The sequence below is a fragment of the Sphingomonas sp. PEI4 genome, assembly GCF_056679955.1.
The window spans coordinates 4006709-4021261 of sequence record NZ_CM155258.1; the positions used below are offsets into that span (position 1 = coordinate 4006709).

General features: G+C 64.4%; 14 protein-coding genes. 8 read left to right on the forward strand and 6 right to left on the reverse strand.

From position 1 onward, the window contains the following. Nucleotides 1-2: 2 nt before the first annotated feature. The 5 genes from AC1MLZ_RS18525 to AC1MLZ_RS18545 all read right to left on the reverse strand — a co-directional run bounded on the left by AC1MLZ_RS18525 (nt 3) and on the right by AC1MLZ_RS18545 (nt 5850). Nucleotides 3-989 (reverse strand): aldo/keto reductase, encoded by a 987-nt coding sequence (locus AC1MLZ_RS18525; protein ID WP_480959780.1) that lies wholly within the window; start codon nt 987-989, stop codon nt 3-5. Between the two features lie 70 nt (nt 990-1059). Continuing rightward, nucleotides 1060-1350 (reverse strand): DUF1488 family protein, encoded by a 291-nt coding sequence (locus AC1MLZ_RS18530; protein WP_480959781.1) that lies wholly within the window; start codon nt 1348-1350, stop codon nt 1060-1062. A gap of 3 nt (nt 1351-1353) precedes the next feature. Beyond that, nucleotides 1354-1638 (reverse strand): hypothetical protein, encoded by a 285-nt coding sequence (locus AC1MLZ_RS18535; protein WP_480959782.1) that lies wholly within the window; start codon nt 1636-1638, stop codon nt 1354-1356. Between the two features lie 169 nt (nt 1639-1807). Continuing rightward, nucleotides 1808-3769 (reverse strand): alpha/beta fold hydrolase, encoded by a 1962-nt coding sequence (locus AC1MLZ_RS18540; protein WP_480959783.1) that lies wholly within the window; start codon nt 3767-3769, stop codon nt 1808-1810. Between the two features lie 254 nt (nt 3770-4023). After that, nucleotides 4024-5850 (reverse strand): DUF885 domain-containing protein, encoded by a 1827-nt coding sequence (locus AC1MLZ_RS18545; protein WP_480959784.1) that lies wholly within the window; start codon nt 5848-5850, stop codon nt 4024-4026. Nucleotides 5851-6366: 516 nt separating this feature from the next. Between AC1MLZ_RS18545 and AC1MLZ_RS18550 the strand changes: the two genes are divergently transcribed. Then, complete coding sequence (locus AC1MLZ_RS18550; RefSeq protein ID WP_480959785.1) at nt 6367-7554, forward strand: glycosyltransferase; 1188 nt, start codon at nt 6367-6369, stop codon at nt 7552-7554. On the opposite strand, the gene AC1MLZ_RS18555 is transcribed toward AC1MLZ_RS18550, so the two are convergent. Further along, nucleotides 7502-8428, reverse strand: a complete 927-nt coding sequence (locus AC1MLZ_RS18555) for a phosphatase PAP2 family protein (RefSeq protein ID WP_480959786.1) — start codon at nt 8426-8428, stop codon at nt 7502-7504. The two genes, AC1MLZ_RS18550 and AC1MLZ_RS18555, sit on opposite strands and share 53 nt — an antisense overlap. Before the next feature lie 353 nt (nt 8429-8781). Between AC1MLZ_RS18555 and AC1MLZ_RS18560 the strand changes: the two genes are divergently transcribed. From AC1MLZ_RS18560 to AC1MLZ_RS18590, 7 genes are all read left to right on the forward strand, one after another. Next, on the forward strand, nt 8782-9273 hold the full coding sequence (locus tag AC1MLZ_RS18560; protein WP_480961604.1) for a sterol desaturase family protein: 492 nt from the start codon (nt 8782-8784) through the stop codon (nt 9271-9273). Between the two features lie 50 nt (nt 9274-9323). After that, nucleotides 9324-10052 (forward strand): fatty acid desaturase, encoded by a 729-nt coding sequence (locus AC1MLZ_RS18565; protein ID WP_480959787.1) that lies wholly within the window; start codon nt 9324-9326, stop codon nt 10050-10052. Next, the gene (locus tag AC1MLZ_RS18570) at nt 10049-10810 is read left to right on the forward strand and encodes a sterol desaturase family protein (RefSeq protein WP_480959788.1); all 762 of its coding nucleotides are present in this window, start codon (nt 10049-10051) and stop codon (nt 10808-10810) included. Before AC1MLZ_RS18565 ends, AC1MLZ_RS18570 begins: the two co-directional genes overlap by 4 nt. 192 nt (nt 10811-11002) lie before the next feature. Continuing rightward, entirely contained in the window at nt 11003-11803 is an 801-nt protein-coding gene (locus tag AC1MLZ_RS18575) for a class I SAM-dependent methyltransferase (protein WP_480959789.1), read from the forward strand. 314 nt (nt 11804-12117) lie between these two features. Then, nucleotides 12118-13404 carry a glycoside hydrolase family 130 protein gene (locus AC1MLZ_RS18580; RefSeq protein ID WP_480961605.1) on the forward strand — a complete coding sequence of 429 codons (1287 nt, stop codon included), beginning with the start codon at nt 12118-12120 and terminating at the stop codon, nt 13402-13404. A 134-nt stretch (nt 13405-13538) separates the two neighbouring features. Next, entirely contained in the window at nt 13539-13820 is a 282-nt protein-coding gene (locus tag AC1MLZ_RS18585; protein ID WP_480959790.1) for a hypothetical protein, read from the forward strand. A gap of 14 nt (nt 13821-13834) precedes the next feature. Then, a complete protein-coding gene (locus AC1MLZ_RS18590; protein WP_480959791.1) occupies nt 13835-14494 on the forward strand; it encodes a hypothetical protein in 660 nt (219 codons plus the stop codon). Nucleotides 14495-14553: the final 59 nt, after the last annotated feature.

Below are 14553 nucleotides of genomic sequence, written 5' to 3' on the forward strand. Positions count from 1 at the left end.
GCTCACGTGTCGATGCTAGCCATCGAGGCGTCCGGATAGCGTGTCCCCTGCGCCGCGCCGGGCGGCAGGATGTCATCAATGCGGGCCAGATCGGCATCGCTCAGTTCCACATCGAGCGCACCCAGATTGTCCTCGAGATATTTGCGCCGCTTGGTGCCGGGGATCGGCACGATATCCTCGCCTTGGCGTAGCACCCAGGCAAGCGCCAGCTGGGCCGGCGTGCAGCCCTTGTCTGCTGCCATCGCGCCGATCGCGGCGACGAGATCGAGGTTCTTCTGGAATGCCTCGCCTTGAAAACGGGGGTGGTTGCGGCGCGTGTCGCCTGCATCGAGATCCTCGGGTGTCTTGATCTGCCCGGTCAGGAAGCCGCGGCCAAGCGGGCTGTACGGCACGAAGCCGATCCCCAACTCGCGCACCGTCGGCAGGATCTGATCCTCGACATCGCGGCTCCACAGCGAATATTCGGTCTGCAGCGCGGTGATAGGATGCACGGCATGCGCGCGGCGGATGGTCGCGGGGGCAGCTTCGGACAGTCCCAGATACTTGACCTTACCCGCGCGCACGAGATCGGCCATCGCGCCCACGGTTTCCTCGATCGGTACGTCGGGGTCGACGCGGTGCTGGTAGTAGAGATCGATAAAATCGAGCCCGGTCCGCTTCAAGCTCGCGTCGCAGGCTGACCGGACATAGTCGGGGCGACCGTTGACGCCCTTGAAGCTGCCATCTGCCCCGCGGACGTTGCCGAACTTGGTCGCGACGACGATCCAGTCACGCCGCTCGCGCACGACGCGGCCGACCAGTTCCTCGTTGGCACCGACGCCGTACATGTCGGCGGTGTCGAGGAACGTCACGCCGAGATCGAGCGCGCGATTGATCGTCGCAACAGACTCCGCCTCGTCGCGGCTGCCATAGAAGTCGGACATGCCCATGCAGCCAAGACCGAGCGCCGAGACTTCGAGACCTTGTCGGCCAAGTTTGCGGGTTTTCATTCGATCGGTCCTCAATAGCTGGCGATAAGATTTGCAGTGGAACGGCTGCACTCCGCGGTATCTCGAAAGCTCATGCCGAAACGTCGGCTGCCGTGAGCAGGACAGGGGGCTCTCCGCCCAACCGGCTGACGAACTCGCGCCGTGCGATACGGTGGATGTCGGACTCGAACTCCATATACGCCTCGATCGCGGTGTCGCTGTCGATGCCGCCAAGGTCCGGGTCGATGAACTCCGCCAACGCCTCGCTCGTGATCAGGAACTCGACCATGCCGAGGTCGGTGTGGCCGAGGAACAGGACGCCATTCCGCTCGGCCAGCCATTCATACTCGCCCAGTTCGAAGCGAACGCTCGCAGACGCCATGCCTCAGCCCTCGTCGTTCGCGCCGGGCAGCCGCTCGGCTAAAGCGGCGATACCGTCACCGGACAGGGTTGCGTGGGCCGCACCATCGATGTGCAAGGGACGCTCCGGCGTAAGCACGGCCGCGTCGCGATGCTCGGGATCGAGCGTCATCCAAGCCCGGACCGCTCCTTCCAAGCTCGTTACCTCCGCAAGGTCCTTGTCCCCACGCGGCACGGTCTCCAACGCAGCGCTCATTCGCCAGTCGATGTCCGGCGTCTTCGCATCGTCGCCCCAAGTTGCTTCCGTCATGCTGAAACCTCAAAATGGCCGGGAGTGCCGGCTTTCCGAGGGCTAAAGCGCTTACCTTCGAAGGCTGGTTCCGCTTGATCGCACATGTTGGCAGGACGGTTGACCCAGACCATCGCAGTCAAATTGAGTGACCGCGACTGGGTCGGAGTGGGCTCTACGCAAAGTCTGCCTAAGTCAGCCAATTGAAAGCACGCTGCAATCGTGCCGCACCATTGCTGTCGAACGGGCGGCCGTGAGCGAAGATCACCCGCTCAGGCTCGAGCGCTACGATCGCTTGCACGGCCTTTTTAGCGTCCGCGCCGCCTAGCCGTACTGGTAGGCGCAAGTAACGCGCGGTCGTGCCGTTCGTCGCAGCGGAAGCCTGCATCAATAGCCGCGAGATCGGTGGCAACTTGTCAGGCTCGAGGTTTTCGATGAGGTCGACGAGCACGAGCGTCTTGGTCTGCCGGTGGAAGAACCAGACCTCGTTGAAGCCAGCACCTCCTCGCACGATGCCTTGATCGAGCGTGTCCGCCCATTCGGCCGGGGCCGTCTCACCCAGCTCGGCATCGAACCGGACCGACGATGCGCGGACCTGCGCCCGGTCCCGTAGCCCCGGCGCGGCCCAGGTGGTCGCATCAGGGTAGGCGCGTTGCCAGTCGGCAAGGAACGTCCAGTGGGCGATGTTGGGCGCGACGAGATGCCGCACACGACCAAGCGCCTCGACAGCCTTGGCCACTTCGGTCGAAAAAGGGGTGGGCGAGTGTAGCAGCAGATCGCCGTTTTCGAGCCGGAGGATCGTCATCCGCACGGGTAACGCGAGGCCCATCGCGTCTATCGGTCCACTGTCGACGATCCAAACACCCTCGGCAACGGCTTTCGGGACATCAAGTGGCGGGTAGGTCGCGCGGCGCCGGGCTTCGGTATCGTCTGAGCGTCGGCTCCCGCCCGCCAGCGCCCAGAGGCCTATGGCGGCGACGCCGACGAGGCCAGCCGCGCCGACTACCCGACGCCGTCTGCCCTCCTTGGCTTGGTCTGCGAAGAAGCGCCGCATATCCGCCAGCAGAAGCCCGGGCTGCTCGAGTGCCGCGAAATGGCCGCCCGCCTCCATCTCGCTCCAGTGGGCGATGTTGTAGGTTTTGCGAGCCTGCGAGCGAGGGGGCGGCGGGAAGACGGGATCGGGGAAGGCTGCGACGCCGGTCGGCACCTTGATGCGGCTCCCTGCCGGAAATTCGCCCGATCCTTCCAATACGCGGCCGCGATACATCCAGGTCGATGTGATGAAGGACCCCTCGACGAGGTACAGCATGATGTTGGTGAGGAGCGTATCCTCGTCGAAGGCCTGCCAAAGATCGGGCCGACCCTGTTCGTCGCGCGGCACGTCCGCCCATGCGCCGAACTTCTCCAGGACCCACGCGGCGACGCCGACGGGGCTGTCCGCCATGGCGACGCCGAGCGTCTGCGGACGTGTGCCTTGCTCCTGCGAGTAACCGGTCTCCTCCTTGGCCAGCGTCGCACGTCGTGCTGCCCAAGTGAGTTCGTCGGGCGTCTTCGGCAATACGTCTGCAGCCTGGATGAGAACCATGTTGAGGTGCAGCGCGGCAACGGCTTCAGGATGATCGTGCGCCATCCAGCCCCCGATCGCGGCGCCCCAGTCACCGCCTTGCACCAGATAGCGAGCATCATCGAAAAGCTCGGTCATCAGGCCGTGCATTATCTCGGCAGTTCGGCGCGGTCCGATCGGCGCGGCGGGGCGCCCTGAGAAGGCGTAGCCCGGAAGCGAGGGCACGACGACGTCATGGCCGTCGGCCACCAATGGAGCGATCAGCGCTTCGAATTCCATGAAGGAGCCCGGCCAGCCGTGCAGCAGGAGCAGCGGTGGGCGCGAACCATCGCCCCGCGCATGAATGAAATGAAGCTTCTGGCCCAGCACCTCCGTGGTGAAGTGGGGTAGAGCATTCAGCCGACGTTCCTGTGCGCGCCAGTCGAACCGGGTGCGCCAATAGTCCACGAGCCGCTTGAGGTCCGCGAGGCCGACACCCGACTGCCAGCTTCCCGCGTCCGGCAGCGCGCCCCAGTCGAACGATGCGACTTTGGCGTTGATGACGGCGAGCCGCTCGTCGGGTACTGCAATCGTAAAGGGCTTTGCCATCTCGCATCCTTGCGTTCCGAGGGGACGCCCCCCTTCTCAAGCCACACCAACGCACTCGCGCACGTCGCGTTCAAATCAAACGGCAGTCAGAACACTTGATGTAGCCTGCGGTGCTGCCGCGCGAGGAGGCCGCTGTGAGTCAAAGCCGGTCGAGCTGCGAGATGAAACCGGCGTTCAAAGTCGGGACGCGGTGGAGGGCGCGTGAACCTCCGCGATTGGGCTGACCGCGGCTGCGCTGGCCCGATAGCGAGCCATCAGACAGCGCGCGCCCGCTCCTCGACGATCCGCTCGAGCATCGACAGCGGCATCGCACCGGCTTCCAGTACATCGTGGAAATGCTTCAGGTCGAAGCGATCGCCGGCGATCAGCTTGGCCTTCTCGCGTGCGCGCAGCCAGGCGGCATGGCCGATCTTGTAGCTGCAAGCCTGACCGGGCGAGACGCAATAGCGCTCGACCTCGCGCTGCGAGCGCCCGGGGGCGAAGCCGACCGTATCGACCAGGTATTTCGTCGCCTGATCATGCGTCCATCGCTTGGTGTGGATGCCGGTATCCACGACCAGCCGTGCGGCGCGGAACAGGAACGATTGCAGATAACCGGCGCGTTCCACGGGCGAGGCATAGCCCCCCAGTTCGTCGGCGAGTTGTTCCGCATAGAGTGCCCAGCCTTCCAGATAGGCGTTGAAGAAGGCGATCTTGCGCAGCGGATGCGTGGGTGCACGTTGCGCGGTCGAAATCTGAAGATGATGCCCCGGCACGCCTTCGTGATAGGTGAGGCTCGGCAGCGTGTATTTGGGCCAGTCGTGCACGCTCTTGAGGTTGATCCAGTAGATCGCGGCGCGCGAGCCATCCAGCGGCGCGCGGAAATAATAGCCGTTGGGTGCACCGTCCTGGATCTCGGGCGCAACGCGGCGGATCTCGAGCGCCGCGTTGGGCGGGTTGCTGAATGCCTGGGGCAGCCGTGCCTGCATCGCCTTGGCGCCGGCGTTGAGGCTGGCGAGCAGCTCGGCACGGCCGGTGTCGGTATCCGCGAACAATTGCGCAGGCAGGCGGTTGAGCTGGTCGAGGCGGGCGCCGACACTGCCCTGCGTCAGGCCCTGTCCGCGCAGGATCGGATCGAGCTGCGCGGTGAGCTCTGCGACCTGCTGCAGGCCCATGCGATGGACCTCGTCGGGCGACAGGCTGGTGGTGGTCGCCTGCGCCAGCGCCGCGGCGTAGATCGCATCGCCGTTCGGGATCGCCCAGATGCCGGCGGCACTGCGCGCTGAGGGCCGCAGCGAGCGCAGCAACGCGATCTGGCGATCAAGCGCCGGATAGACTTGCGTCGCGACGATCCGGGCGGCGCGCGCCTGCCAATCCCCTGCGATGTTCGCCGCACCGGTGCGGCTGGTCAGCGCCTGGACGAGCTGGCTGTCGATGGGACTGGGGGACCGCAGCTTTGCCATTTGGCCGAGCGCAAGATCGAGCGAGAAGTCGGGTGCCAGCCGGCCCTTGGCAGCTTCGCGACGTTGAACCTCGGTTTCGTTATCGAGTTGGCGGCCCATCATCGCCAGGCGATCCAGATAGGCTTCGGCGTCGTCCGCGGTCTTGACGGGATGGGTCGAGGCAAGGAAGTCCGGCAGCGAGAAATAGACGCCGTCCTGCTGCGAGATCGGATAGGGCCCCTGCGGCGACGAGAGACCGAACCGCTCCGGGCCGACCATGTTCGACTGGATGTTGTAGAGGACGACTTCGCGATCGATGCGCGCCTGCGGCGACAGCGAGGCGGGATCGACGGCGGTGACGAGCGCCTGCGCCTTGCGGTTGCGGGCCAGATCCTTCGCGATGGCGGCATAGCTGTTGTCGCCCAGCGTGTGGCGCAAATCGGCATCCCTGCCGGTATCGAGCCCCAGCGAGGTGGCGAATTCCGGCGATTGGCGTACGGTTTCGCGCAGGACCTGATCGAAGGCCGCGTTCAGCCGAGCGTCGCCCGGCGACGGTGCCGCTGCTCTGCCGGCCGGCGTCTGCGCCAACGCGGACCGTGCGGGCAGCGTGCTCAACGCAGCGGTAGCGGCGCTGGACATGATGAAGGCGCGACGATCCATGCCGATTTTCCTGACTGTGAAACTCTTTGCGTTACGCTAGGCGACAGTAGGGCCACCACGCAACCCGACTTTCCCTTCTTGCTGCGCGGGTTTGGCCGGCAGGACGCTGGATCAATATCAGCGCGATTTTCCGCCACGATCCACTTCAGCATCTCGGTCTCGATCGCCGGCAGGGGCACCGAGCCCATGTTGAGCAAGGTGTCGTGAAAGCGGCGCTGGTCGAAGCGGTCTCCCAGAGTCCCCAACCTTCGCCGTACCCCGAGAAATACGTCTCGCGACGGGACGCGGGGCGGTCGCGAGCCCGGTGGCATTTCCCCATTGAATCAAGCTATCGCTCGTCACCCGCATCCTGATAATAACCGGTCGAACACGATGGCGACGGAAAGCTCCACTGCATTGACGGGCAAAAGGCGACATATCGCCATCATCGCGCCGCCAACCGCGGGCCACATCAATCCGCTGGCAGCATTGGGAACATCGCTCGTCGAAGCGGGACGTCGAGTCACGATAATCCACATGGCTGACGTCGCCTCGCTCGTCCCTGACTGCGGCGTCGGTTTTGCGGCGCTAGGCCACCCCGCGGACCGGCAAGGCCTGTTGGCAGAACATTATCGCAAGCTGGCGCAGCCGTCGGGGCCTGTCGGACTGCCCAGGATGATCCGCAGCACCGCATCGATGACGGAATTGCTGCTGAAGGCACTTCCGGCGGCACTGTCCAGGCTGGAGGTCGATGCGGTGCTCGCCGACTCGGTCGAGCCGGCGGGGGCGCTGGTGGCACGACATCTCCGTCTGCCGTTCGTGACTGCCGTGACGGGATTGCCGTTGCTCAGGGAGCCAACGGTGCCGCCGCCCTTTCTGGGCTGGGCGTATCGTCCGGATGCGGTTGGGCGAAATCGGAACAACGGCGGCTACGCGATCAGCGATCTGCTGATGCGGCCCATCACGACGATGGTGTCGACCTATGCGCGTCGTTGGGGGCTCGATCCCGACCCCCGGCATCAATGGTCGGAGCGGCTGCAGATCGCGCAATGCCCGGCAGGCCTGGACTTTCCGCGCATGGAATTGCCGCAGAGCTTTCGATACGGCGCGCCGTGGCGGCTGGCCGAGCCCGAGGAGAACCTTCCGGAGAATGACGGCCGACCGCTTATATTCTGTTCGCTGGGATCGTTGCAGGGTGCGCGCCGATCGCTGTTCGCGGCGATGACGGCTGCGTGTGCCGCGGTGGGTGCCCGGGCCGTGGTGGCGCATGGCGGCGGATTGAGCGACCGCGAAGCCCACTCGCTACCGGGAAATCCGCTGGTGCGGGCATTCTGGTCTCAGACCCGCATCCTGCCACAGTGTTCCGCCGCGATCCTGCACGGCGGGTTCAACACGGTGCTGGACGCGCTGGCGGCCGGCGTTCCGATCGTTGCCGTGCCGTTGGCATTCGAACAACCGGCAACGGCGGCACGGTTGAAGCGGATCGGGGCTGCGCGCGTCGTCTCTGCCGCCGAAGCTGCCAGGGGGGGCCTCGAACCGGCGTTGCGGCGCGTGCTGAGTGACCCGCAATATCGCCGTGCGGCACGGATGCTGGCGACGGATATGGCAGGGGCAGGGGGCGCGCCCGAGGCGGCGGCGATGGTCGATGCGGCGCTCGGCGACGATCCCGACGCTATGCCGGCAAGGCGGAACCCATCGGATGGGACGGCTGCCTGCGCCGGGTGAGGCGGCGCGCTGCAATGATGGCAGGCGGCGCGAGGATAAGCCCCATGATGACGTCCACCCCATAGTGGCCGCCGAAGACCGGCGTCGCGACGATCGTCAGTATCGCCCACGCCCGGCCCGGCAGGGCACCACGCGGCATCGCCCCGAACGCCCATATGAAGATAGCAGCGAGCGTCGCATGAAAACTGGGAAAGCTGACGATTCCCATGAGCATGGTGAGGTCGAGCTTGCGCAGCGATCCATCTCGAAGTCCGGATATCAGCCCCTGTTCCAACCACGCTATGGACGGCCAGAGATGCGCGTAGCGGGATGGATCGAACAGACTGCCCATCGCTGGGGTGAGACCCGAAATCAATATCGTAACGAAACCGGACAGGATCGCGGCGCAGACCATCGTCCTCAGCGTGTCGAATTTCGCCATGCCGCTCAACGCCACGATGACGACGATCATCTGCAAGGTGAGGCTGTGATACGCCAATCCGAGTAGCCAGATGGCAGGAGGGCATTTGTCGAGCAACGCCAGCACGGCCGGCCAGTTGAAGCCGATCGCCCGATCGGCGGCGGCCAGCCGCGCATCCCACAATTGGCCGGAATTCGCCGCCAACGCATACGCCAACACGACGCCGAACAGCGTAAAGAGCGTCATCTGGAGGAAGGCCGTAGCGCCAGCCGTCAGGCGCGGTCGCGCGGTGTATTTGCCAATCGCCAGCGCGCCGCCGAGCGTCATCAGCGACGCTATCGCGGGGACCGCGCGGATCGGATCCACCGTGAAGCGGTGATGATATTGGGCCGCGAGATAACTCATCAGCATGGCCGCGATCAACAGCCATGAGGGCGTGTCTCGGTGGTCGGCGCGGAACACTGGGGCGATCATCCTGGTCGAACGCAGACTGCCGCCATGCGGTGCCCAGGGTGATCGCTTTCGAGCATTTTACCGGGACTTCCCATCGCAGGTGTCCGGTTCAGCGCGTCCCGGCTGGTGACGAGATACGTCGATCACTACGCGGTCTTGAGGGCGGTCTTGAGGGCGATCTTGAGGCGATGCAGCCCTGAAAACAGGGCGGCCTCAGGTGTCACAGACCCCGAGATTTTGTCGCGGAGCGCCCTCGCATCGGCCGCCGGTAACGGTTATGTATGTATCATGTTGAATTCGTTGCACACGTCCATCGGCAATTCGTGCGATCGAGCTAGGTGACCTGGTTCGAGAAACTCGCAATCGTCGTCTTCATGGTTCTGTTCATGGAGTGCTTCGCATGGGCGGCGCATCGCTACGTCATGCACGGCTGGGGCTGGGGCTGGCACAAGTCTCATCACGAAGAGCATGAAGGCTGGTTCGAAAAGAACGACCTTTATGCGGTCGTCTTCGCGATCGTGCCGATCGTGCTGTTCGTCGTCGGGCTCTGGTGGGAGCCACTTTGGTGGGCAGCACTCGGCATCACCGTGTACGGCGGCATCTATGCCTTCGTGCATGACATGCTCGTGCATCAGCGGGGCGGCTTTCGCTGGGTGCCCAAGCAGGGGTATTTCAAGCGCCTGTTGCAAGCGCATCGTCTGCATCATGCGGTCGAAGGCAAGGACGGTACCGTCAGCCACGGCTTCCTCTTCGCGCGCAAGCCCGCGGTGCTGAAGGCGCAGTTGCGGGCGAATGCCGATCCGCAGCGGCGTGGGGTAGTTTCGGATAAAACCGAAAACCTCGTCTCGGCAGATGCGAAGACGTGAGCGTGACGGCTCCCCAATCGGAAGCGATGAGGCGTCAGACACGTATTAGCGTGTTGCTGTCCGCCGCGATCGTCGTGGCTTGGCTGGCGATCCACGTAACCGGCATCTTTTTCTGGCAGTGGGGCCTGGATACAATTCCCTTGGCCATCGTGCTGGTCATCGTCCAGACATGGCTGAGTACGGGGCTGTTCATCGTTGCGCACGATGCGATGCATGGTGCGCTGGCTCCCGGTCATCCCCGGCTGAACCGGGCGATCGGTGCGGCCTGTCTTTCGCTATATGCCTGCTTGTCCTACGCAGCATTGCTGCCGCAGCATCATCTGCACCATAAACAAACCGGCAGAGCGGGGGATCCCGATTTTCATGGTGGCGATCCGAGCCTCGTCGGTTGGTTCCTGCAGTTTTTCAAGACCTACTATTCGCACGGGCAGATCATCCGGATAACCGTGATGGCGCTGATCTATACGATGCTGCTTGGGGCACCGCTTGGCAACATCGTCATCTTCTGGGCATTGCCGGCGCTGGGCGCCGTGGCGCAGTTATTCGTGTTCGGGACGTGGTTGCCACATCGGGAACGCGAGACTCCCTTCGTCGACGCCCACCGCGCTCACAGCATCGACGTGGGGCCGGTGATGTCTCTGCTGACCTGCTTCCACTTCGGCGGCTATCACCACGAGCACCATCTGTCGCCGGGAACGCCGTGGTGGGGCCTTCCATCGCGACGGCGTGCTCTTGCCCTGCGCGTTGCCGATCGCAGGGTCGTCGAGGATCAAGCATGACGCTCGCCATCATCCTTTCCGCTGTCGCGATGACCGTCATCGTCGGCGTTCGCTATCTCCTCGTTTCGGGCGCGTTCGCCTGGATCACGATACGCAAGCATCCGGGCCTGTACCTCGGACTGGACCCGCAGGTCCGTCGCGAAATCATCTGGAGCCTCGCGTCCGCAGCGCTCTACGGGATTCCGGCCGGCGTCGTCGCCTGGGGGTGGCAGCATCATGGCTGGACACAGGTGTACTCCGATATCCATGCCTATCCGCTCTGGTACCTGCCGGTCTCGGTTTTCCTGTATCTGCTGCTGCATGATGCCTGGTTCTACTGGACGCATCGCTGGATGCACCGACCCAAGCCTTTCAAGCTCGCGCACGCGCTGCATCATGCCAGCCGCCCTCCGACGGCATGGGCCGCGATGGCGTTCCACCCGATCGAGGCGTTGACCGGTGCGGTGGTCATTCCGTTGCTGGTCTTCTTCGTTCCGATCCATATCGCCGGTCTCGGCATCGTGCTGACGATCATGACGGTGATGGGAGTCACGAACCACATGGGATGGGAGATCTTCCCGCGTTTCATGTGGTCGGGCCCGCTGGGCGGATGGCTGATCACGGCGAGCCATCATCAGCGGCATCACGAACTCTATGGCTGCAACTACGGCCTGTATTTCCGCCATTGGGACCGGCTGTGTCGAACCGACCGCGGCGTGGGCGATTTCACGCGAGAGCACGCCCGCGCGGCGCGTCGTGCCGAAGTGGCGAACTCATAGCCGCATCTTCGATCGCCGAGCGATCCACCAGAAATAGGCGAAGCCCCGAGCTTTGTGGCGCAGGCGGAACCAGTAAAATCGCCTGAGGCCAGCCGATGCTGAGTGTTCCAGGCGGCGCCGAGGCTCTTGAGATTGTATGGTTGGCTCGCGCGGGGCATTGTCGCGGGAGAACCGCTCAAGGAGTGTAACGCTATGAACCGACTGCTCGCCGCCTTGACCTGTATTGCCGCGTTTGGAGCTACGGGGGTGGGGGCACAATCCGTTGCCCCATCGAAGGACATTGCTGCCGTTCTCGCATCGCCGACGCGGACGCCTGCGAACCGCGCGCGCGATCGCTATCGTCACCCGGCGCAGACGCTGGCCTTCTTTGGCGTCAAGCCGACGCAGACCATCGTCGAATTTCTTCCGGCGGGTGGCTGGTATGCCGAAATCCTCGCACCGCTGGTGAGGGGCCGGGGCCACTATGTCGCGCTGGTACCGACAGCGCAGGCCGAACGCACCCGCAACGCCTTTGCCGGCAAGGCTGCGGCGTATGGCGCGACGCAGGTCGCGACGATCGACTTCAAGACTGGAGCGTCCTCGCTCCCGGCGGCAAGCGCGGATATGCTGCTGACGTTCCGCAACGTCCACAACCTGTTGATGCAGGACGACCCCGCCGTAGCAGGCCGCGTGTTCAAGGCGTTTTATGCAGCGCTCAAGCCGGGCGGCGTGCTCGGCGTGGTCGATCATCGCTTGCCGGAGGAAATGGACACGGCGCGCGAGAAGACGAGCGGCTACATCAAGAGATCGACGGTCGTTCGGCTGGCACAGGAGGCCGGCTTCGCGCTTGCCGCAGAATCGCGGATCAACGCCAACCCCAAGGATACCCACGATCATCCGGAAGGCGTCTGGACGCTGCCGCCGAGCTATCAATTGAAGGACGTCGATCGCGCGAAATATGCTGCGATCGGCGAGAGCGACCGGTTCACCTTACGGTTCGTAAAGGCGCGATGACCGCACTGGTTTGCAGGCCGGTAACCGGCGCCCCGGAGGTGTTTTGATCCAGCAGGAGGCGGCAACGACCCGCATATGGATGCCCGCCACGCGGTGACCTGAAACGCCCTCTCCCCGCCGGGGAAAGGGAAGGGGCCGCCGCCCTTGTGGTGGGAAGGGAGAGGGGCGTGAGGCTCGGGGTTTTGCATCCCAACGCCCCTCACCGGGGATCGTGAGGCGCTCGACATCGTTACCTTGCGTGTCGCGAGCGTCCTCTCGCGAGCATAGTTGAAGGTATGATGCCGATGCCGATGCCGATGCCGGTGCCGATGCCGATGAACGCTGCCGATGTCTTCACGACGCTGGACGTCGAGTTGAAGCCCGATCCGTCGCGCACCGTGATCCGGCCATTCAGCTTCGGCTATCCACAAGCGTTCGAGGCAGACCGCCTGCCACGCAGTCAGGTCGTCGTAGACCGCATCCAGGCGCTGGACGATACGATGCGGCTAAGGATGCGCGACCTGCTGCTGACCCCCATGCGGGAGCGTCATCGCAACGCCGAGCAGGTCCTGCTCCGTCGTTTCGAGGAGGTACGGCAGGACATAGGGGACGGCGACTTCAACGACGACGAACGGCTCATCATCGGCGCCTATTTCAGCCAGGAATACGCGTTCGAGTCCGCCGCGCTCTTCAACCCCAGCATCGTTTCACTGACGGATGAAGAGCCCTCGGTGCCGGGTGCGGTCCGCTTCGTCATGTCGCTGCGGGGCATCGGCGAGGGCCATATCTCGTCGATCACGTTCCGCACCGGCGAGTGGGGACCGGGCGACCGGCTCGTGATCGATCCGGCCAGCGCGCACGGCGTCCCGCCTCGCATCGAGCGGCAGGATGACGGGTGGGTCCGTCTGCTATGCGAAGACAGCCAGGATGTGTCCGAAACCGTCATCTTTCCGGTCCTGCCGAGCCAGCGACAGGGCATCGAGGACCTACGGCTCGTTAACTTCACCGATCACGACGGTGTCCGCAGCATCATCGGCACGTACACCGCGTTCGACGGCAAGGATGCGCGCCAGGAGATCCTGCGCGGGATCGACCTGCGTCGGGTCGAGATGAGGCCGCTTGCCGGCGCCATGACCGGCTACAAGGGAATGGCGCTGTTCCCGCGACGGATCGACAACCAGTTCGTGATGCTGGGTCGCCAGGACAGCGAGAACATCTGGCTGCTGCGATCCGACGATCTCTATACGTGGGAAACCGGAACGCCGATCATGGCGCCGAAATACCCCTGGGAGTTCGTGCAGTTAGGCAATTGCGGATCGCCGATCGAGATAGACGAGGGCTGGCTGATGTTCACGCACGGCGTCGGCATGGTGCGAGGATATTGCGTCGGCGCGTGCCTGCTCGACAAGGATGATCCGGCCAAGGTGCTGGCGCGCACTGCCTCGCCATTGCTGTTCCCAAGCGCGGAGCGACGCGGGGGCTATGTGCCGAACGTGACCTATAGCTGTGGCGCGCTGATCCGGGATCGTCGCATTCTGCTCCCCTATGCGATCGGCGACGAGTTCTCCGCGTTTGCCGTAGGCGACGTGGATGACCTGCTTTCGGTCATGACCCCCTGTTGATCCGCCGTGCCGAAGGCGTTTTAAGAGGCCGTCATCGGCTGAAAGCAGGACCAGCACAGGGGAACGGCGATTAACCCGTCGGCATGGCCGCTTCAGGCATCGTGACGCCGCCCCACTTAGCCATGAGCGAGCCGATGTTCGCAAAGGGAACGCCAACCGCGCAACAGGTTGCCTATGTCGCGCGGCATGGATCGTGGAACCGGTCCGCGTTCATCGGGTATGACGTGCTGGCTGTGCCGTTTGCAAACGGAAGGCCGACGGTGCCGCCGCAGCCGTTCCTGACCGGGTTCGTCGCGGATGAGAAGAAGAATGAAGTCTACGGGCGGCCGGTGAGCGTCCAGACGCGCGACGACGGCGCGATCTTCGTCGTCGACGATGCCGGCGATATCGTCTGGATGGTGCGACGCACCTCGTGAACGCAACAGCCCTGATGGTTCTCGCAGCGACGCTCGTCTGCGTCGCTGCACCACGCGCGTCGGCGCAGACCGTGCCGTTCATCGACACCGAGGATGCGACATTATCCGAAGTCGACACCGGCGATGGCGCCGTTCATCCGATCGTCTCGTTCGACCTCCGCAACGGCGATTATGCACGCGGTGCGTATGACGATGACGACGCCGGCCTCGACAGGGTTCCGGTCCATGTCGCGATCGGCGGTCCCGCAGTGCTGAAGCGCCGGGCGGACGGGCAGGGGACCTTGTTCCTGGTCGGGCAAAGCTCGAACGGTTTCCACGCGCCTCGATCCGATGAAAGATCCCGACCGCGCAATTGGTACGAGAGCAATACGATCGTCGGTGTCGCCCCCGCGTTCCCCCTGACGCGCGCAGAGGACGGCCCCACGCTCACGGTGCCGGTCTCGGTCGGTGCCGGTTGGCGCGGCTTCTATGCAGCAGATAGCGGGGGCAGGGTTTACGGCAGCGCCGGGATGAGCGTTGCCAACCCGTTGAAGATCGCTAGCGCAAGGGCCTCGTTGCAGGGCGAAATCCTTGCTCTCGTTCGAGACCCTCAGCTTCGCCGGCTCGACGCTCCCGATGGCACGACCGCCTCTGTCGTGCCGTTGGCAACGATATCGATTGTCATGGCATGGTGACGTAGACCGGCATTGGTCGGCCAGTGATAACCGCGCGTCGACGAACGAGGGTCGAACCA